The organism is Blautia sp. 2227st1_G12_2227SCRN_220401, assembly GCF_039062885.1.
GTDB classification, from domain to species: Bacteria; Bacillota; Clostridia; order Lachnospirales; family Lachnospiraceae; genus Blautia_A; species Blautia_A fusiformis.
The window spans coordinates 1-17734 of the sequence record NZ_JBCLNI010000010.1 but is presented as its reverse complement, the minus strand read 5'-3'; the positions used below and the strand labels follow the sequence as shown (position 1 = coordinate 17734).

Annotated in this window: 19 protein-coding genes; 3 read left to right on the top strand and 16 right to left on the bottom strand. The window is 46.9% G+C overall.

Annotation, left to right across the window (positions count from 1 at the left end):
• Positions 1–252 precede the first annotated feature (252 nt).
• A complete protein-coding gene (locus ABCM67_RS06855) occupies positions 253–696 on the bottom strand; it encodes an HD domain-containing protein (RefSeq protein WP_022427167.1) in 444 nt (147 codons plus the stop codon).
• A gap of 465 nt (positions 697–1161) precedes the next feature.
• Between ABCM67_RS06855 and ABCM67_RS06850 the strand changes: the two genes are divergently transcribed.
• Positions 1162–1440 carry a type II toxin-antitoxin system HicB family antitoxin gene (locus tag ABCM67_RS06850; RefSeq protein WP_015525547.1) on the top strand — a complete coding sequence of 93 codons (279 nt, stop codon included), beginning with the start codon at positions 1162–1164 and terminating at the stop codon, positions 1438–1440.
• Positions 1441–1581: 141 nt separating this feature from the next.
• On the opposite strand, the gene ABCM67_RS06845 is transcribed toward ABCM67_RS06850, so the two are convergent.
• From ABCM67_RS06845 to ABCM67_RS06780, 14 genes are all read right to left on the bottom strand, one after another.
• Positions 1582–2022 (bottom strand): winged helix DNA-binding protein, encoded by a 441-nt coding sequence (locus ABCM67_RS06845; RefSeq protein WP_022427168.1) that lies wholly within the window; start codon positions 2020–2022, stop codon positions 1582–1584.
• 135 nt (positions 2023–2157) lie between these two features.
• Positions 2158–3912 carry an acetyl-CoA carboxylase carboxyl transferase subunit gene (locus ABCM67_RS06840; RefSeq protein ID WP_015525546.1) on the bottom strand — a complete coding sequence of 585 codons (1755 nt, stop codon included), beginning with the start codon at positions 3910–3912 and terminating at the stop codon, positions 2158–2160.
• A complete protein-coding gene (locus ABCM67_RS06835) occupies positions 3902–5266 on the bottom strand; it encodes an acetyl-CoA carboxylase biotin carboxylase subunit (RefSeq protein WP_015525545.1) in 1365 nt (454 codons plus the stop codon). Before ABCM67_RS06835 ends, ABCM67_RS06840 begins: the two co-directional genes overlap by 11 nt.
• Positions 5267–5275: 9 nt before the next feature.
• Positions 5276–5704, bottom strand: coding sequence for a 3-hydroxyacyl-ACP dehydratase FabZ (fabZ, locus tag ABCM67_RS06830; RefSeq protein ID WP_015525544.1), 429 nt, complete (start codon positions 5702–5704; stop codon positions 5276–5278).
• A 57-nt stretch (positions 5705–5761) separates the two neighbouring features.
• Complete coding sequence (gene accB / locus ABCM67_RS06825) at positions 5762–6343, bottom strand: acetyl-CoA carboxylase biotin carboxyl carrier protein (RefSeq protein ID WP_147603201.1); 582 nt, start codon at positions 6341–6343, stop codon at positions 5762–5764.
• A gap of 4 nt (positions 6344–6347) precedes the next feature.
• Positions 6348–7589, bottom strand: a complete 1242-nt coding sequence (gene fabF, locus ABCM67_RS06820) for a beta-ketoacyl-ACP synthase II (RefSeq protein ID WP_015525541.1) — start codon at positions 7587–7589, stop codon at positions 6348–6350.
• Positions 7590–7621: 32 nt separating this feature from the next.
• On the bottom strand, positions 7622–8362 hold the full coding sequence (gene fabG, locus ABCM67_RS06815; RefSeq protein WP_147603200.1) for a 3-oxoacyl-[acyl-carrier-protein] reductase: 741 nt from the start codon (positions 8360–8362) through the stop codon (positions 7622–7624).
• A gap of 115 nt (positions 8363–8477) precedes the next feature.
• A complete protein-coding gene (gene fabD, locus ABCM67_RS06810; RefSeq protein ID WP_147603199.1) occupies positions 8478–9398 on the bottom strand; it encodes an ACP S-malonyltransferase in 921 nt (306 codons plus the stop codon).
• A 3-nt stretch (positions 9399–9401) separates the two neighbouring features.
• The gene (gene fabK / locus ABCM67_RS06805) at positions 9402–10346 is read right to left on the bottom strand and encodes an enoyl-[acyl-carrier-protein] reductase FabK (RefSeq protein WP_022427173.1); all 945 of its coding nucleotides are present in this window, start codon (positions 10344–10346) and stop codon (positions 9402–9404) included.
• A 121-nt stretch (positions 10347–10467) separates the two neighbouring features.
• Positions 10468–11433 carry a beta-ketoacyl-ACP synthase III gene (locus ABCM67_RS06800; RefSeq protein WP_015525537.1) on the bottom strand — a complete coding sequence of 322 codons (966 nt, stop codon included), beginning with the start codon at positions 11431–11433 and terminating at the stop codon, positions 10468–10470.
• Between the two features lie 277 nt (positions 11434–11710).
• Positions 11711–11983, bottom strand: coding sequence for a DUF1294 domain-containing protein (locus ABCM67_RS06795; protein WP_022427174.1), 273 nt, complete (start codon positions 11981–11983; stop codon positions 11711–11713).
• Between the two features lie 56 nt (positions 11984–12039).
• Positions 12040–12606, bottom strand: a complete 567-nt coding sequence (locus ABCM67_RS06790) for a class I SAM-dependent methyltransferase (RefSeq protein ID WP_278603411.1) — start codon at positions 12604–12606, stop codon at positions 12040–12042.
• A gap of 23 nt (positions 12607–12629) precedes the next feature.
• Complete coding sequence (locus ABCM67_RS06785) at positions 12630–13121, bottom strand: GNAT family N-acetyltransferase (RefSeq protein WP_342992684.1); 492 nt, start codon at positions 13119–13121, stop codon at positions 12630–12632.
• 14 nt (positions 13122–13135) lie between these two features.
• Positions 13136–13774, bottom strand: a complete 639-nt coding sequence (locus ABCM67_RS06780) for a Crp/Fnr family transcriptional regulator (protein WP_288161747.1) — start codon at positions 13772–13774, stop codon at positions 13136–13138.
• Positions 13775–14065: 291 nt separating this feature from the next.
• Here ABCM67_RS06780 and ABCM67_RS06775 point away from each other — a divergent pair, with 291 nt between their 5' ends.
• Complete coding sequence (locus ABCM67_RS06775; protein WP_021652771.1) at positions 14066–15859, top strand: flavin reductase; 1794 nt, start codon at positions 14066–14068, stop codon at positions 15857–15859.
• Positions 15860–16081: 222 nt separating this feature from the next.
• Here the strand turns inward: ABCM67_RS06775 and ABCM67_RS06770 are convergent, their stop codons facing one another.
• Positions 16082–17212: a glycerate kinase gene (locus tag ABCM67_RS06770; RefSeq protein ID WP_147603195.1), complete on the bottom strand. Its 1131-nt coding sequence runs from the start codon at positions 17210–17212 to the stop codon at positions 16082–16084.
• A 105-nt stretch (positions 17213–17317) separates the two neighbouring features.
• Between ABCM67_RS06770 and ABCM67_RS06765 the strand changes: the two genes are divergently transcribed.
• Positions 17318–17566 (top strand): helix-turn-helix domain-containing protein, encoded by a 249-nt coding sequence (locus ABCM67_RS06765; protein ID WP_342992703.1) that lies wholly within the window; start codon positions 17318–17320, stop codon positions 17564–17566.
• Positions 17567–17734: the final 168 nt, after the last annotated feature.

Genomic DNA, 17734 nt, shown 5'->3' with positions numbered 1-17734 from the left:
TTTGGCACGTAATGTTTCCGAGAGTTTATTATAATGCATTTGTAAGTTAAAGAAAAGAGGAGGAAAATAAAATGAAAAAAATCATAGAATTTATCAAATATGCGATCAAATGCTACATAGAGATCAATGCAAGAAATCCATACTTCCACTAAGAAGATCCACAATAATATCTGAGGTCACGGATATTTTGTGTGGATCATGCGCATGAAAAAACTGAATAAAAGTCAATAAATGACTTGTGCGAAAATAATATCACCTGGCATCATGAAGTATCTCCAAAGCCCGTTTATATCTTCCATGCAGCCGTGATATCTGTTCAGTAGACATATTTTCGCAGTCAGAAAGACGTGTTACATCAGAATTGTGGAGCAGATCAGCCTGCTTCACTTTTTTTGCGATCGGATTCTTCCTAAGCTTCCGGATATAATCGAAATAATTCATATTCTTATCTCTTGTAAGACAACGTAAGGCCTCCACAACCTCTTCCGGAAATTCTCCGGTAAGATCCTCAAATGTGATCTCTGTATCTTCTATCACATCGTGCAGAAGTGCCGTACATACACTGAGTTCATCATCCATCTGCTCCGCTACGTGAAATGGATGAAAGATATAAGGTGTCCCGCTTCGATCTGTCTGTCCATGATGTGCCTCGTACGCCACCTTCATAGCTTTTTTCGTCAAAGCTGTATAAATCATAGCTGTGCCTCCCGTCAGGTCTTTCGAACCCCCGTTCATACTCTGTATTACACAGTATAGCATCTATATTTCCTATATACAAGGACAAAAAGGGTTATATATCTATCATTTTTACTTATATACGACAATTTTCTGATTATAACATTCCCAAAACTCTGCTGTTCTTATTTAGATCTTTCATTGGATCATGAACTCGCTTGCCCTCATTCTGAAATTGGTATATACTTACTAGTACAGCGAAAATTAAGTTTCTGCTATATTGACGCAGGATGATTTCTTCATCTGCAAGGCGGAGGAATGAGGCGTAGCGGTGGCTACGACGATTGACGACAACGCAGCAGATGAAAAATCAGACAAGTCAATATGGCGGTTACTTAATATTCGCTGTACTAGGTCAGGTAAAACTATCCATATTCATGGTATTACACGGATCACTTCATTTTAAAAAAGAAAGGAATCTTACCTATGAAATTTATATATCCCGCAGTTTTCCGTCCCACAGAGGACAAAAAATACAATGCTTTTTTTCCGGATCTTGCCTGCTGTGAAGCCAACGGTGACACGCTGGATGATGCCATCGAAAATGCCAATGCAGCTGCATACGACTGGATCTACACAGAGCTTATGGAATTTGAGGGAAAGCTTCCTCCGGTTTCCGATGAGAGCGATCTGGAGCTTCAGGAGGGAGACGTTGTCCGCAATATCTCTGTAAATATCCGTTTCCAGGATGGCTGGGACGAATAAACTCTCGTATCACAAAAACAAAGGCGACATTTAATATCATTTTCAATAAATGTCCGTGTCGAAAATGCCTGTTATGTAAAAAGCATCCGGATCGGTAATTGTCCTTTATTACCGATCCGGATGCTTTTATTATACGTTTCTTCATTGTTCATGATACTGTCTGAAAAATTTACGCAGTCCGTCCAGTGCTTTTACCAGCACTTCTGTCTCATTCTCATTCAGCTCTGCGATCACCGCTTCTGTCATCTGCCTGTGAAACTCCGCATGATGATGATATGCCATACGTCCCTTATTTGTAAGCTGGATAAATACCACACGCCGGTCCTTCTCACTTCGCTCTCTCTTCACATAGCCTTTTTTTACAAGACTGTTCATAGATGTTGTGAGGGAGCCTACAGTGATCTTAAGCTTGGCTGCAATGGAGGACATGTTCCCCCCTCCAAGACCTACAGCCTCGATAATGTGCATATCATTGTTGGAAATATCTTTATATTTATCTGTGATGATGGCTTCCTCCTCCAGTCGGAGGATCTCATTGAACAGATTCACCAGCACGTCATTTATAACTTCCCGATTGTCCACTCTACCCGCTCCTGTTTCTCCGGAGCAAAAAGGCTTCTCCGGTTCTCTGTTTATGAAGCCATCGTAACATAAATATGGCATTTTTTCCACTGGATTTTTACTTTGCGGGCTACAAAATCACTGCACTTATTGCTTCTACATTTTCCGGAAACGTTCATAGCGATGTTCCAGAAGCTTCTCCGGCTCTTCTTCGCCATATTTCTCAAGAAAATCCGCAATTCCGTTTTCCAGATAACCCGCAATATCATTTATGTTCTCACGGCTTACAGGCTCTGCTTCCGGAATCACATGCTCGATCATCCCCATCTGGTAAAGGTCTGCAGCTGTGAGCTTCATCACTGCTGCTGCTTCCTTTGCCTTTTTGCTGTCTTTCCAGAGAATGGAGGCAAAGCCCTCCGGGGACAGGATGGAATAAACGGAATGCTCCAGCATCCATACCTCATCTGCCACCGCCAAGGCAAGGGCACCTCCGCTTCCGCCTTCACCGATCACAACGGAAAGCACCGGCACTGTGAGACCTGCCAGTGTATAGAGATTTTTTGCAATGGCTTCACCCTGTCCACGTTCCTCTGCTTCCAGCCCGCAGAATGCGCCTGGTGTATCTACAAGGCAGATCACCGGACGGTGAAATTTCTCTGCCTGCTGCATCAGGCGCAGGGATTTCCAGTACCCCTCCGGAGATACCATTCCGAAATTCCGGGTAATGTTTTCCTTTGTACCCTCTCCTTTTTCCTGTGCAAGGACAGTTACCGGCTGTCCGTGGAAAAATGCCACACCACCGATCACTGCCGGATCATCCCCGCAGTGACGGTCTCCGTGAAATTCCATGAAATCGTCAAAAAGCGCTTCGATGTAGTCCTTTCCTGTAGGACGTGTTTTGGCTCTGGCAAGCTGAACATGTTCCCAGGGAGTGAAATCTCCGGATGGAACGAAGTCCGGCCAGATCCTATTATCTTCCTCAACAGTTTTCATCGATTCCTGATTGTCAGACTTGAACCCATTTTTAATATCCGTATTATCGGACTGTACATTATTCAGGACTTTATCCTGATGTAATCTCAGAATATCCGCCAATACGATCCTCTGCTCCTCACGCTTTACGATCTTGTCCACAAAGCCGTGTTCCAGAAGAAATTCCGCTCTCTGGAAGCCTTTGGGAAGCTTTTGTCCGATGGTCTGTTCGATCACTCTGGGACCTGCAAAACCGATCAGCGCTTTCGGCTCTGCCAGGATAATATCTCCCAGCATAGCAAAGCTTGCCGTCACGCCGCCTGTTGTCGGGTCTGTGAGGACCGGCACATAAAGAAGTCCAGCATCGCTGTGCTTCCGGATGGCCATACTGGTTTTTGCCATCTGCATCAGGGAAACCAGGCCCTCCTGCATTCTGGCACCGCCGGAACAGATATAGAGGATTACCGGCAGCTTCTCCTCTGTGGCACGTTCAAAAGCCCGCGTGATCTTTTCCCCCACGACTTCTCCCATACTGGACATCATGAAACGGCAGTCACAGACACCAAGTGCCACAGGTGTCCCTTTTATAGTACATTTTCCGGTAACTACAGCCTCATCAAGCCCTGTCTTTTCACGAAGCCCCTGAAGCTTTTCTTCGTAGCCTCTGTACTGAAGGGGATTCTTTTCTTCCATGTGAGCATCCCACTCCACAAAGCTCTTTCTGTCTGCGATCAGTTTGATCCGACGATAAGCGGGTACATGGAAATAATTTCCGCAGTGGGGACAGATGTATTGATTCTGCTTTACCTCGTCTACAAAAACCGCCGCTTTGCAGGCGTTGCATTTACGCATCAGGTTATCCGGCACCTCCGGAATGTTTTCCTGTTCCTCACCCCGGATATCCCTGACTGTTTTTTTGAACATGTGCTTAATTCTCATTGATCTTCACTCCCGCAATGATATGGCTGGCAAGAAAGCCAGTGTCAAAGTTTCCGGACTGATAATCCTCATCTTTCAGGATTTCGTACTGATAGTCAATATTTGTATCGATTCCGTCAATGATCACCTCACCAAGAGCACTCTGCATTTTTGCAATGGCTTCTTTTCGGTTACCTGCATGAACGATCAGCTTCGCAAGCATGGAATCATAATATGGCGGGATCTTACAGCCGTTATACACACAGGTATCCACACGGATCCCGTTTCCTCCCGGAAAATGCGCTCCCTGGATAGTTCCCGGCGAAGGACGGAAATTTTTTTGAGGATTTTCAGCATTGATCCTGCACTCAATGGCGTGTCCCTGGATCCGGACATCCTCCTGAGCGATCTCAAGAGGCATTCCGGAAGCGATCTTCAGCTGCTCCTTTACAAGATCGATACCTGTTACCCACTCTGTCACCGGATGTTCCACCTGGATCCTTGTATTCATTTCCATAAACCAGAATTTTCCATCCGGTTCCAGAAGAAATTCAATCGTTCCCGCATTTACGTAACCGGCTGCTTTCGCCGCCGTCACCGCCGCATGCCCCATTTTTTCTCTTAATTCCGGAGAAACTGCAGCACTTGGAGATTCCTCGATCATCTTCTGATGATTTCTCTGGATGGAGCAGTCACGCTCTCCCAGATGGATCACATTTCCGAAGCTGTCTGCAAGGATCTGAAACTCAATATGTCTCGGATTTACCACGAAATGTTCAATATACATGGTACCGTCGCCAAAAGCGATCTCAGACTCTTTTCTGGCGGTTGCATAGGCTTCCGGAAATTCCTCCGGTGTGTTTGCCACACGCATGCCTTTTCCGCCGCCGCCAAGAGCTGCCTTGATGATCACCGGATAACCGATCCTCTCAGCTTCCTTAAGACCGGTTTCAATATCCTCCACATCCCCTTCGCTGCCCGGAACTACCGGAACACCAGCTGCGATCATGGTGCTTCTTGCAATTTTTTTGTTGCCCAGCATACGGATGACCTTTGATGGCGGACCCACAAATGTGATCCCGCATTTTTCACAGAGCTCCGCAAATCTGGCATTTTCAGAAAGAAAACCAAATCCCGGATGAATGGCATCCGCACCGGAAACCATGGTTGCACTGATGATCTGTTCCATATTCAGATAGCTCTGTGCAGATGGTCCCGGTCCGATACAGATTGCTTCGTCCGCCAGCTGTGTGTGAAGGCTTTCCTCATCTGCCTCAGAATAAACCGCCACTGTGGCAATTCCCATTTCTCTGCAGGCACGGATAATACGCACCGCGATCTCGCCTCTGTTGGCGATCAGTAACTTTCGAATCATACAATCACCTTACCCGATCATAAATGTAAGCTCAGCCTCTACGGCAACCTCGCCATCCACAGATGCCACTGCAGAACCAATGCCTACAGGACCCTTTCTGCGGATGATCTTTGTTTCAAGACGGAGCTTGTCTCCCGGAGCTACCTTTCTGCGGAATTTACACTTGTTGATACCTCCGAAATAAGCGGTTTTTCCCTTCATGTCCTCCAGGGAAAGAATGGCTACCGCACCCACCTGTGCCAGCGCTTCTACCATCAGAACACCCGGCATTACCGGCTCCTGGGGAAAATGTCCCCGAAAAAAATCCTCGCGGAAGGTCACACATTTATATCCGACAGCAAATTCACCCGGCTCATAATCTTCAATATAGTCCACAAGCAGAAACGGATGTCTGTGTGGAATGATCTCCTCGATCTGTTTTACATCAAGATGCTTCATTCTCTATCCTCCTGAAACAATAATTTTTCTTATTCTCTGATTCTGATCTGAAGGTACTTATCGGATACGGAAAAGCTTCTGACCGTATTCTACCGGCTGTCCGTTCTCCACATAGATCTCTGCGATCTCGCCGTCAAAATCACTTTCGATCTCATTCATCAGCTTCATAGCTTCCACGATTGCAAGAACCTGGCCTTTTTTTACCTTGTCTCCCACCTGAACGTAAGGCGGAAGATCCTGGGACGGTGCAGCATAGAAGGTTCCTACCAGCGGAGATGTTACCAGGCTGCCTGTCTGATCTTCCCCGCTCTGTGGTACGGTTTCCGACTGCTCAGTACCTTTCACTCCCTGTGCTTCTACCACAGTTTTTCCTGTCATTGTCACTGCCATTTCATCTGTTGAAGCCGGTACCACAGGATCTTTGCCTGCCACCGGTGCTGTATTCACTGCCCTGCGGACTTTTCCACCGGTCATTCCTACTGCCGGAATGTTTTCCACAGTTTCTCCTATAACCCCCTGGATGATCTGCGGCTTTCCATGCTCCATACTTAAGGTCAGATCTGCTGTCTCATATGTAAAGGCAGTAAGCTCTGATGCAGATACGTGATCGATCAGTTCAAGAATCTGGTTAAATTCCATAGCTTCAGTCCTCCTCATACTTCTTTACAAGCAATGTTCCGTTGTGTCCTCCAAATCCAAGGGAATTGCTCATTGCATAACGAACTTCCTGTTTTGCCGGAGCGCCGATCATATAGTTCAGATCAAGCTCCTCCTCTGTTTCTGTTGTTCCCACTGTCTGATGGATAAATCCGTCCAGAATGGATTTTACGCATACGATAAACTCAACAGCTCCTGCTGCGCCAAGAAGATGGCCCACCATGGATTTTGTGGAATTGATCTTTACATCCTTGGCAGCGTCCTTAAACGCAAGCTTGATAGCTCTTGTTTCAAACAGGTCATTGTGATGTGTTCCGGTTCCGTGTGCATTGATATAATCTACCTGCGCCGGTGCAACACCTGCTTCCTTCATGGCATTTTCCATAGCACGTGCGGCGCCGCTTCCGTCCTCGGCCGGAGATGTGATATGGAAAGCATCTGCAGTTGCACCGTATCCCACAACCTCTGCCAGGATATTGGCATTTCTCTTTTTGGCATGCTCAAGCTCTTCCAGAACAACCACACCTGCACCCTCGCCCATAACAAAACCCCCTCTGTCTTTATCAAACGGAATGGATGCACGCAGCGGATCCTCACTTGTGCTCAGTGCAGTAAGGCTTGCAAAGCCTGCGATACCGATAGGGCAGACAGCTCCCTCTGTACCACCGGCAAGCATTACATCTGCATCACCATACTGAATGGCACGGAAAGCATCTCCGATACAATGTGTTCCTGTCGCACATGCCGTTACCACGTTGGTGCATTTTCCTTTTGCGCCGGTAGCGATAGAAACATTTCCGGCTGCCATATTTGTGATCATCTTCGGAACAAGAAGCGGATCCACTCTTGAAGGACCTTTTTCCATAAGCTTCTTCTCATTGGTCTCGGTAGCCTGAAGACTTCCCACACCGGAGCCGATGATAACGCCTACCATGTACGGATCTTCCTCTTCCATCTTAAGCCCGGAATTTTCCACTGCTTCCAGTGCAGCTGCTACCGCATACTGGGAAAAAGGCTCCATTCTTCTTGCAGTTCTCGGATCCATGCGATCCTTTGCCACAAAATCTTTAAGCTCTGCTGCCAGTGTTGCCTTGTATCCGGTCGTATCAAAACGGGTGATCGGTCCGATCCCCACCTTTCCTTCTTTTACTCCGTTCCAGAAGCTTTCCACATCATTTCCAATCGGTGTTACTGCTCCAAGTCCTGTTACTACTACTCGTCTTTTCATCAATCTATCCTCCTGACTCCGGGGAGCCTTCTTTACATTGCCATTCCGCCGTCTACGCGAAGTACCTGTCCTGTGATGTAACGTGCACCGTCTGATGCCAGAAATGCAGCTGCCTTTGCCACGTCTTCTGTTGTTCCCATGCTTCCCATGGGGATAGATGCCGCAATATTTTCTTTTACTTTGTCAGAAAGCACGTCCGTCATGTCTGTTTTGATAAATCCCGGTGCAATGGCGTTGACCGTGATCCCTCTGGATGCCAGCTCCTTTGCAGCGGATTTTGTAAGACCGATGATCCCGGCTTTGGATGCCGCATAATTGGCCTGTCCTGCATTTCCACGAAGGCCTACCACCGATGAAAGGCTGATGATCCGGCCGCTTCTCTGCTTCAGCATCATTCTGGACACATGACGGATGCAGTTGAAGGTTCCTTTCAGATTGATGTCAACAACTCTGGAAAAATCTGCCTCACTCATTTTCATGAGAAGTCCGTCCTTCGTAACTCCGGCATTATTTACCAGGATATCAACACGTCCGTATTTTTCTGCAACAGCTTTGAAAAAAGCTTCACATGCATCAAAATCTGCCACATTGCACTGCAGGATATCTGCCTGGCCGCCGGCTGCCTCGATCTCTGCTTTTGTTTCCCGGGCTTTTTCTTCTGAGCCGTTATAATTGATCACTACAAGGTTTCCTGCTTTTGCAAGCTCCAGGGCGATGGCTTTCCCGATCCCACGTGCACCGCCTGTTACAACTGCGATTTTTTTCTCTGACATATGAATTCCTTTCTGATGTTATGCGGTCATCCGTGATCCGCATTTGTTACCTGGCATTTCTGTCTGCTGCACTATGCCTGCTTTATTTTTGATTCTTTATCTTTTTTTCCAATATTTATACCAATTCCCGGCAGACTTTTTCCATGTCTTCTATGGTCTGGATGCTATATACTTTTACATTTCTGTCGATCTTTCTCATAAATCCGGCAAGGGTTCTTCCCGGTCCGATCTCAACAAATGTATCTACTCCCTGACGGATCATATTTTCCACACTCTGCTGCCAGCGCACGGAAGAAGAAATCTGTTTTTCCAGAAGTGCTTTTGTTTCCGCCGGATCTTCCACATACTCTGCGGTCACGTTTGTCACATACGGGATTTTAAGTTCATGAAGTGTGACACCCTCCAGAACCTTTCCCAGTTCTTTTCCTGCAGTGGCAAGCATTGCGGAGTGGAACGGTCCGCTGACATTTAACGGGATCACTCTTCTTCCTCCGGCTGCCTTCAGCTTTTCAGAGGCTTCCGCAACTGCCTCCGCAAGGCCTGTGATCACGATCTGGCCGGGACAGTTGTAGTTTGCAATGCTTACATCTGCAATGTCTGCAAGCACTTCCTCGATCTTCTCTGTCTCCATTCCCATAACTGCTGCCATGCTTCCCTTACCTGCCGGAACTGCCTGCTCCATAAGGATTCCCCTTTTTCTCACGGTAGTAACAGCATCCTTCAGCTCCATGCCGCCGGCAGCTTCAATAGCGCAGTACTCGCCAAGGCTTAATCCTGCAGTTACATCCGGATGAAGTCCCATCTCCTCTACCACCTTCTCCATGGCAAGACAGGTAGTGACCAGTGCAGCCTGTGTATATTCAGTCAGGTCAAGCCTGTCATTTTCTTCAAAGCAAAGTGCTTTCATATCCAGATCCAGCCACTCACCGGCAGAGTCGAAAACATCCTTTGCTGTATCGTATTTCTCATAAAAATCTTTTCCCATTCCGGCCTTCTGTGCACCCTGTCCCGGAAAGATGAATGCTGTTTTTCCCATTTATTATTCCTCCACAAGAAAACTGTTTTTCTTTACAGTCTCTTTTGTCTCTCTGATCAGTCTTGCCATCAGCTCCTTACAGGTCGGTACATCCTTTACCATACCTGCGATCTGTCCGGACATAACGCTTCCGGTTTTTACATCGCCGTCAACAACAGCCTTCCTGAGGCCACCAAGTGTCAGCATTTCCAGTTCTTCAAAGGATGCACCTGCAGCTTCTTTCTCCAGATATTCCTTCGTCATAGGGTTTCTTAAGGTACGGACCGGATGACCTGTGGTACGGCCGGTTACTCTTGTGTCGATATCCCTGGCTTTCAGAAGGAATTGTTTGTAATTCTCATGTACGTGACATTCCTCTGTTGCCACAAATCGGGTTCCCATCTGTACGGCTTCTGCACCTAGCATAAAGGCTGCCGCGATCCCACGACCGTCTGCAATTCCACCTGCTGCAATTACCGGGATCTTTACTGCATCCACGACCTGCGGTACCAGCGCCATAGTGGTTGTCTCACCGATATGTCCGCCGGACTCGGTTCCCTCTGCTACCACTGCATCTGCGCCACAGCGCTCCATTCTTCTTGCAAGAGCTACAGATGCAACAACCGGGATCACCTTTACTCCGGCAGCTTTCCATGCTTCCATGTATTTTTCCGGGCTTCCGGCACCGGTTGTTACTACCTTGATTCCTTCTTCTACTACGATCTTCGCAACCTCATCGGCACTTGGACTCATCAGCATGATGTTTACACCAAAAGTCTTATCTGTCAGTTTTTTCGCCTCACGGATCTGCTCACGCACCCACTCTGCCGGTGCGTTTGCCGCTGCGATCAGTCCCAAGCCGCCTGCCTCGGATACTGCTGCCGCAATGTGATGATCTGCCACCCAGGCCATACCGCCCTGGATGATGGGATATTCAATACCAAGTAATTCTGTAACTTTTGTTTTCATCTTTTACCTCCGGAAAATTAAATCAAGCGGATAAAAGCATCCGCGGTTTATTTGGATCAAGCGGATAAAAACATCCGCATTCACTACGTAGCCTTATTTTAACAATTCATTAACAGGGGCTTTAATACTCGATCAGGCTTGCTCCGTACGTCAGTCCGCCGCCGAAGCCTGCAAGGACCATTCTGTCACCCCGCTGCAGTTTTCCACTTTTTTTCATCTCATCCAGGAGGATAAGAAGACTTGCGGAAGAAGTATTGCCGTATCTGTCCATATTCATAGGGAACTTGGAAATGTCTTCGCCCAGCCGCCTTGCTGCAGAACGGATGATGCGCTCATTTGCCTGGTGGAGAAGATAATAACTGATATCTTCACAGGAAACCTGCTCTCGGGAAAGAAGCTCCTTCACAGCCTCCGGTACCTTGCTCACGGCAAAGCTGAACACTTCCTTTCCGTTCATCTGTATGTAGGTTTCCTTTGCCTTCGGATCATTTTCATAACGGATCTGATTTCTGCTCTGTAAGGTAAGTGCACCGCCTTTTTTTCCAATGGAATGGGTTACCTGTGCATAGCTTCCACCCTCTTCTGCTCTCAGCACGACTGCTCCCGCACCATCCCCAAAAAGAATGCAGGTGCCACGATCTGTCCAGTCCGTTAAACCGGACAGTTTTTCCGCACCGATCACAAGGGCATTCCTATATATTCCCTGGGCCAGGTATGCCTGCGCAGTGTTCAGTGCCAGAAGAGATCCTGTGCAGGCGCCGTTCAGATCAAAGCAGGTAGCCTTTTCCGCTCCGAGTCGCTCCTGCACCCCACATGCCACACAGGGCATGATCTCTGTTGGAGAAATGGTTGCCACAAGGATCAGATCGATTTCTTCTGCCTTCATTTCTGCGTCTTCCAGAGCTTTTAATGCTGCCCCCGCTGCCATCGTCACAGTATCTTCGTCCTCTTTTGCAATATGTCTCTGTACCACACCGGTTCTTTCCCGAATCCACTGATCACTGGTTTCCACCATCTTTGCCAGATCGTTGTTATCCCACACTCTGTCCGGTGCCCACGAACCGGTTCCACATATTTTACCTGTCATATTTTTCTCCATGATATCTGTCTTAAATCAGTCTGTATAAATCTGTACTGCTGTTCTCTGAATTATCTTTTATCTTAAAATATTTTGATTATCAAATTATATCATCATAAAAGTATTTGTCAAGAAGGAATTTTTGAGCATCCTTTTATGAAAAAAATAACAGCTGCCCCAGGCGTGGAGTATTGGTCTCTCCTCTGTCCTGTGACAGCTGTCTTATTTTTTTCAGACAGGTATTGTATTTATGGTTATTGCATTTATAGTTATTGCCTTCATAGTTTTACTTCATCGCCCACTGTACCAGGCACACCACACCAATCTGCACCAGCAGTATCACCGGTACACCAATTGCAAATCTGGCTTTTCGGGTTTTGTGGTGAAAAAATCTCATGCCAAGGATCGCCCCGACGCTGCCACCGATAACAGCACTTAAGATCAAGGTCTTCTCCGGGATCCGCCATTTATTACGACGGGCTTTCTGCTTGTCAACTCCAAAAAGCACAAAGGCCAGGATATTGACTGCAAGCAGATAATAATATATGTAATCATTCATGATAGCTCCCTCCGGGCTCTGTGTCCTGTATTTCGGACAGTAACCGATTTATGTCTTCATTGCAGTTTGATGATCAGCACCGGTATGGGCGGATCATTAGGCCGGTTTGCATATTCCGACAGGATCACCAGATATTTATGAGGATCCAGCTGACGGATAAACGCAAGCATCTCATCCCGTTCCTGATATCCCGTATCCCCGCCACTGTAAATACAAAGTGTCATAAGTCCGCCTTTTTTCAGAAGCTTAAGTCCGCTTTCTACCGCTCTTATGCTGCTGTCTGCTCTGGTCGCCACCGAATGGTCTCCGCCAGGAAGATATCCCAGATTAAAGGTGATGCAGGACACAGTTTCTGCTCCTGCATAAACATCCATATTCTCATGAGACTCCAGAAGAAGCTGATAATTTTCCGGACAGTTATCTCTTTTCAGTCGCTCCTTCGTATGTTCCAGTGCCTGCTTCTGAATGTCAAAAGCCAGAACCCGTCCCCTTTTTCCTGCAAGCTGGCTTAACAGAACCGTGTCATTGCCATTTCCCATTGTTGCATCGATACAGATGTCTCCCGGCATGACCTGCTGCCGTATAAAATGCTGCATGTATGCAGTGATCTGAAGATTTTTCATTTAAAAATCCTTTCAAAATTCTCTTACAGTTCATGATAATACGGACAGATATCCTCATAATGTCCATCCTTCATACGGAACCCCTTCGGGATCACGCCAAGCTGGGTAAATCCAAGTCTCTCATAAAGATGTCTTGCAGGAACATTGCAGGCCACAACCGCATTAAACTGCAGGACACCAAAACCATGCTCTTTTCCCCGGGTCAGGCAGTCGGATACCAGCTTTTCTCCTATGTGAAGTCCTCTGGACTCTCTGCTTACCGCATAGCTGGCGTTACAGATATGACCGCATCTTCCGATATTATTCGGATGAAGAATGTAAAGTCCGTAAACTTTTCCGCTTTCCGCATCTACTGCTGCAGCTGTATAGGTCTGTTCTGAAAAAAAAGCTTTTCCTGTCTCTTCGTTAAGGCATTCTTCCTGTGGAAAAGCCACACCGTCTTCTACAACCTCATTCCATATCCGGATCAGATCCGGAAGATCTTTTTCTTCGTATTTTCTTACTGTAACATTCATGATGATCTTCTCCTCTATTTAAGCAGCTCCACATTCCGTCCATTTCTTCGGATCACACCCTCATCCGAAAGATTTTTGATCTCCCGCATCATGGCACTACGGTCCACACTTAAGTACTGGGCCAGTGCGGTATAGGACATGGGCAGCTTGAATTTCCCGGCATTTTTTTCCGCAGCCAGAGAATGCAGATAAGCTATCAGCTTCTTCCTGGTGGAGGATCGTGAAAGCATGTATATCCGATCCGTCTGCTGCCTGGAACGGAGAGCTGTCATCTGCAGAAGATTACTGACCATCTGGCTGTGATGATGACAGGCATTTTCACAGCGCTTGATCACATGCTCATAATCAATAAACAGCACCTTCGTCACGGTAGTGGCACATACATAATAATGCTGGGAATCTGACGGAAGCAGAAACGGTTCGCCAAATACACTGTCCTTATTCAGTTCATCGATGACATACTCATTTCCATCCTCGTCACAGCAGTAGAGAACTGCTCTTCCCTCCTGGATCAGACCGATCTTTTTTATGGAGCTGGAATATTCCATGATGGTTTCTCCATTCTGAAAAACTTTCTCCCGGACTTTGAAGCAGACACGCATTCTTTCCTGTTCTTCGGGCAAAATATCCGTAAATAAAGTGATATGCTCCATAAATTTTCCTCCCACCGGCAAAATACTCTTCCGCATATCTGTACTTTCCTCTTTGCATACAAGACTATGTAAGAGGACTCTCAAAGCAACTATCCGCATTTTATTTTGCTGCATGTTTCTGATTTTATACCAGCACGAAAAAAATGTAAAGTCTGGAAATTTTTCCTGTTTTGTTGTATTTGCAACAGTTTTTGCCATCAATTTCTGTTATATTTTTATCAAAGTTAAGAAACAAACAAATCACTGAAGCATATAAATAAATCCACCATAGAAAGAAAAGAGGAATCGCTCATGAAAATCACAGATACCATCAAATATGTAGGCGTTAATGATCATCAGGTTGACCTTTTTGAGGGCCAGTACAAAGTTCCGAACGGCATGTCCTACAACTCCTATGTGATCCTGGACGAAAAAATTGCGGTTATGGATACGGTAGATGCAAATTTTACTCACGAATGGCTTGATAATATCCAGAAAGTTCTGGGTGACCGGAAACCGGATTATCTGATCGTACAGCATATGGAACCGGATCACGCAGCCAACATCGCAAACTTCCTGAAGGCTTATCCGGACACCATCGTTGTTTCCAACAAAAAAGCCTTCGCCATGATGCAGAACTTCTTTGACCTGGATCTGGAAGGTCATCAGATCATCGTAGATAACGGCGGAACCCTTTCCCTTGGAAAACACGATCTGACTTTTGTATTTGCACCGATGGTTCACTGGCCGGAGGTTATGGTCACTTATGACAGCACAGAAAAGGTTCTTTTTTCCGCAGACGGCTTCGGAAAATTCGGCGCCCTGGATGCAGAGGAACCATGGGACGATGAGGCAAGAAGATACTATATCGGCATCGTTGGAAAATATGGTGTGCAGGTGCAGAACCTTCTGAAAGTAGCCGCAGCTCTGGATATCCAGACCATCTGCCCGCTCCACGGACCGGTTCTTACTGAAGATCTTGGACATTATATTAGCCTCTATGATACCTGGTCTTCCTACACACCGGAGGATGACGGAATCGTGATCGCCTACACTTCTGTATACGGTCATACAAAAATGGCCGTTCAGCAGTTGGCCGATAAATTCCGCAGCAAAGGATGTCCAAACGTTGTTGTCTATGATCTTGCAAGAGACGATATGTCCCAGGCACTGAGCGATGCTTTCCGTTACTCCAAACTGGTTCTCGCAACCACCACATATAATGCAGGCATCTATCCGTTTATGAACGACTTTATTACCCGACTGACAGAGCACAACTTCCAGAACCGCACGGTAGGACTGATTGAAAACGGAACCTGGGCACCGCTGGCAGCGAAGGTTATGAAAGAAATGCTTTCCAAATGCAAAAAGATCAGCTGGCTGAATACCACAGTTAAGATCATGTCTGCAGTAAACGAAGAAAACCGCAGGCAGATGGAAGCTATGGCTGATGAGCTCTGCCAGGAATACATTGCAAAAAGCGATGACCTTGCCAACAAGAATGATATGACTGCTCTGTTCCGCATCGGTTACGGCCTCTATGTGGTAACCTCCAACGATGGCAAAAAGGACAACGGTCTGATCGTCAATACCGTTACACAGCTTACCGACAACCCATATCGCGTGGCTGTCAACATCAACAAGGCAAACTACTCTCACCACGTGATCCAGCAGACCGGTATCATGAACGTAAACTGCCTGTCCACAGATGCTCCGTTCTCTGTTTTTGAGCAGTTCGGCTTCCAGTCCGGCAGAAGCACCGATAAATTTGCCGGACAGAAAGTAAACCACTCCGACAACGGCCTGGTATTCCTGGACAAATATATCAATGCTTTCATGTCGCTGAAGGTAGAAAACTATGTGGATCTCGGCACTCACGGAATGTTCATCTGCAGCGTCACAGAGGCCCGTGTCATGAGCGATCAGGATACCATGACTTACACCTACTACCAGAAACATGTAAAGCCAAAGCCACAGACCGAGGGCAAAAAAGGCTGGGTATGCAAAGTCTGCGGATACATCTATGAAGGCGATGAACTTCCGGAAGATATCATCTGCCCGCTGTGCAAGCATGGCGCTGTGGATTTTGAGCCGATCGAAGGATAAGACTGAAATCCCCATAAATTGATTTAATCCGGTTACAGCTCCCTTATTTTTACAAATTATAAACCACAAAAAAGACAGGCTTCTGAAGTGGCCTGTCTTTTTTGTATTATCATCCAATGTCTTCTCAGCGTCTTTCACCAAATTTATTCTTACAGCAGATCAGACACTCACGCTCTGTATTTCTGCAGGAATCCTGAAATTTACGAATCATATGCCTTTTATTTATTTCATCAGTCTGATAACCTGCTCTGCAGTATCTGCCAGATTCTGCTTTGCATTCTCATTTTTCATGGCCTCCTCCAGAGTTACCACTCCGCGGAGGATCGGGAAAAAGGCATCGATCCCTGCATCGTTGCAGGCTCTTGCGTCACGCTGTACGGCACCTGCAAAGGCGATCACTTTTTTGCCATATTTCTTTGCAAGCTTTGCAACACCTACCGGCGCTTTTCCCATGGCTGTCTGTCCATCCATACGTCCCTCACCTGTGATCACAAGATCCGCGTCTTTGATGTAGTCCTCAAGTTTTGTCTCATCCAGCACGATGTTGATCCCGGATTCCAGGACTGCATCGGTAAAGGTCAGGAATGCAAATCCCATTCCGCCGGCAGCACCTGTTCCCGGATACTTTGCATCTGCTTTCGGAAAACGCTCCTTTGCAAGCTCTGCGTAAGCACCCAGCCACTGATCCATGTCCTGGATCATCTCCGGCGTAGCACCCTTCTGCGGTCCGTAGATGGAACTGCATCCAAGCTCTCCGCAAAGAGGATTTGTGACATCACAGGCAACACGGAATTTACATTCTGCAAGCTCCGGGATCACATAGGCAGCTGTGATCTCTGTGATGTCTTTCAGGCCCCTTGCTCCCGGAAGGACCTGCTTTCCGTCTTTATCCAGAAATGCATAGCCAAGTGCCTGAAGCATTCCCACACCACCGTCATTGGTGGCGCTTCCGCCGATACCCACAATAAATCTGCGGCAGCCTTTTTCGATGGCGTCCTTGATCACCTCACCGACACCGTAGGTTGTGGTATAAAGAGGATTTCTTTTTTCGTCCGGCACCTGCGTGATCCCTGCTGCACCAGCCATTTCGATCACTGCGGTCTTTGTGCTTTCGATGATGCCATACTCACAGATCACCGGCTCGCCAAGAGGCCCCGTAACCTTTACGTGCTCTGTTTTTCCGTTCATTCCTGCGACAAGGGCTTCCACGGTTCCCTCTCCACCGTCTGCCAGTGGTCTTACCTGAACTTCTGCGTCCGCATCCACACGATGGATACCTTCAGCAGCTGCAAAGCCTGCCTCCATGGATGTCATACTGCCCTTAAAAGAATCGATCGCTGTTACTACCTTCATTTTATTTTCCTCCTGTATGATTTTTATGTAAAGCTGATATCCGTACTCTCCGTTCTATCATTCCGTGTACAGGAAACGTGAAATGTTCATTTACGTGTCAGGCGGATATTCTCTGCGCAGCTCAGCAGCCAAATAACTGTTCTGCTGTTTGGTTATCAGCTGTCCCCGGATGAAAAGAACCTTCTGCGAACTTATTTTTCCCTGGAAATGTCTCTGGCTGATGCCGCAGAGAAGCTTTTTCTCCACAAAAATACTTTTCAATATAAATTAAACCACATTTATAAAAAATGTGGTCTCAATCCCCGAAAATTCCGGGACGCTGTTCTGTTGTATCTGGCACTGGAGCTGGAATGAACCGGCCATTTCACTATCCTCTCACATGAAAGCCAAACTCCTCCTCCAGTGGAATTTCCCTCGCTTCAATCCCCTCGATCTCCACAAAGCTCTGCTGAGAAAGGCGTTCTACCATCTCCCGGATTTCTTCTCTGGTTCCCTGTACTTCCATTTCCACACGATCATCCC

Coding starts and splice junctions, on each gene's coding strand:
- ABCM67_RS06855 (WP_022427167.1), bottom strand. CDS start 696: ATGATTTATACAGCTTTGACGAAAAAAGCTATGAAGGTGGCGTACGAG.
- ABCM67_RS06850 (WP_015525547.1), top strand. CDS start 1,162: ATGAAATTTATATATCCCGCAGTTTTCCGTCCCACAGAGGACAAAAAA.
- ABCM67_RS06840 (WP_015525546.1), bottom strand. CDS start 3,912: ATGAGAATTAAGCACATGTTCAAAAAAACAGTCAGGGATATCCGGGGT.
- ABCM67_RS06835 (WP_015525545.1), bottom strand. CDS start 5,266: ATGATTCGAAAGTTACTGATCGCCAACAGAGGCGAGATCGCGGTGCGT.
- fabZ (WP_015525544.1), bottom strand. CDS start 5,704: ATGAAGCATCTTGATGTAAAACAGATCGAGGAGATCATTCCACACAGA.
- accB (WP_147603201.1), bottom strand. CDS start 6,343: ATGGAATTTAACCAGATTCTTGAACTGATCGATCACGTATCTGCATCA.
- fabF (WP_015525541.1), bottom strand. CDS start 7,589: ATGAAAAGACGAGTAGTAGTAACAGGACTTGGAGCAGTAACACCGATT.
- fabG (WP_147603200.1), bottom strand. CDS start 8,362: ATGTCAGAGAAAAAAATCGCAGTTGTAACAGGCGGTGCACGTGGGATC.
- fabD (WP_147603199.1), bottom strand. CDS start 9,398: ATGGGAAAAACAGCATTCATCTTTCCGGGACAGGGTGCACAGAAGGCC.
- fabK (WP_022427173.1), bottom strand. CDS start 10,346: ATGAAAACAAAAGTTACAGAATTACTTGGTATTGAATATCCCATCATC.
- ABCM67_RS06800 (WP_015525537.1), bottom strand. CDS start 11,433: ATGACAGGTAAAATATGTGGAACCGGTTCGTGGGCACCGGACAGAGTG.
- ABCM67_RS06795 (WP_022427174.1), bottom strand. CDS start 11,983: ATGAATGATTACATATATTATTATCTGCTTGCAGTCAATATCCTGGCC.
- ABCM67_RS06790 (WP_278603411.1), bottom strand. CDS start 12,606: ATGAAAAATCTTCAGATCACTGCATACATGCAGCATTTTATACGGCAG.
- ABCM67_RS06785 (WP_342992684.1), bottom strand. CDS start 13,121: ATGAATGTTACAGTAAGAAAATACGAAGAAAAAGATCTTCCGGATCTG.
- ABCM67_RS06780 (WP_288161747.1), bottom strand. CDS start 13,774: ATGGAGCATATCACTTTATTTACGGATATTTTGCCCGAAGAACAGGAA.
- ABCM67_RS06775 (WP_021652771.1), top strand. CDS start 14,066: ATGAAAATCACAGATACCATCAAATATGTAGGCGTTAATGATCATCAG.
- ABCM67_RS06770 (WP_147603195.1), bottom strand. CDS start 17,212: ATGAAGGTAGTAACAGCGATCGATTCTTTTAAGGGCAGTATGACATCC.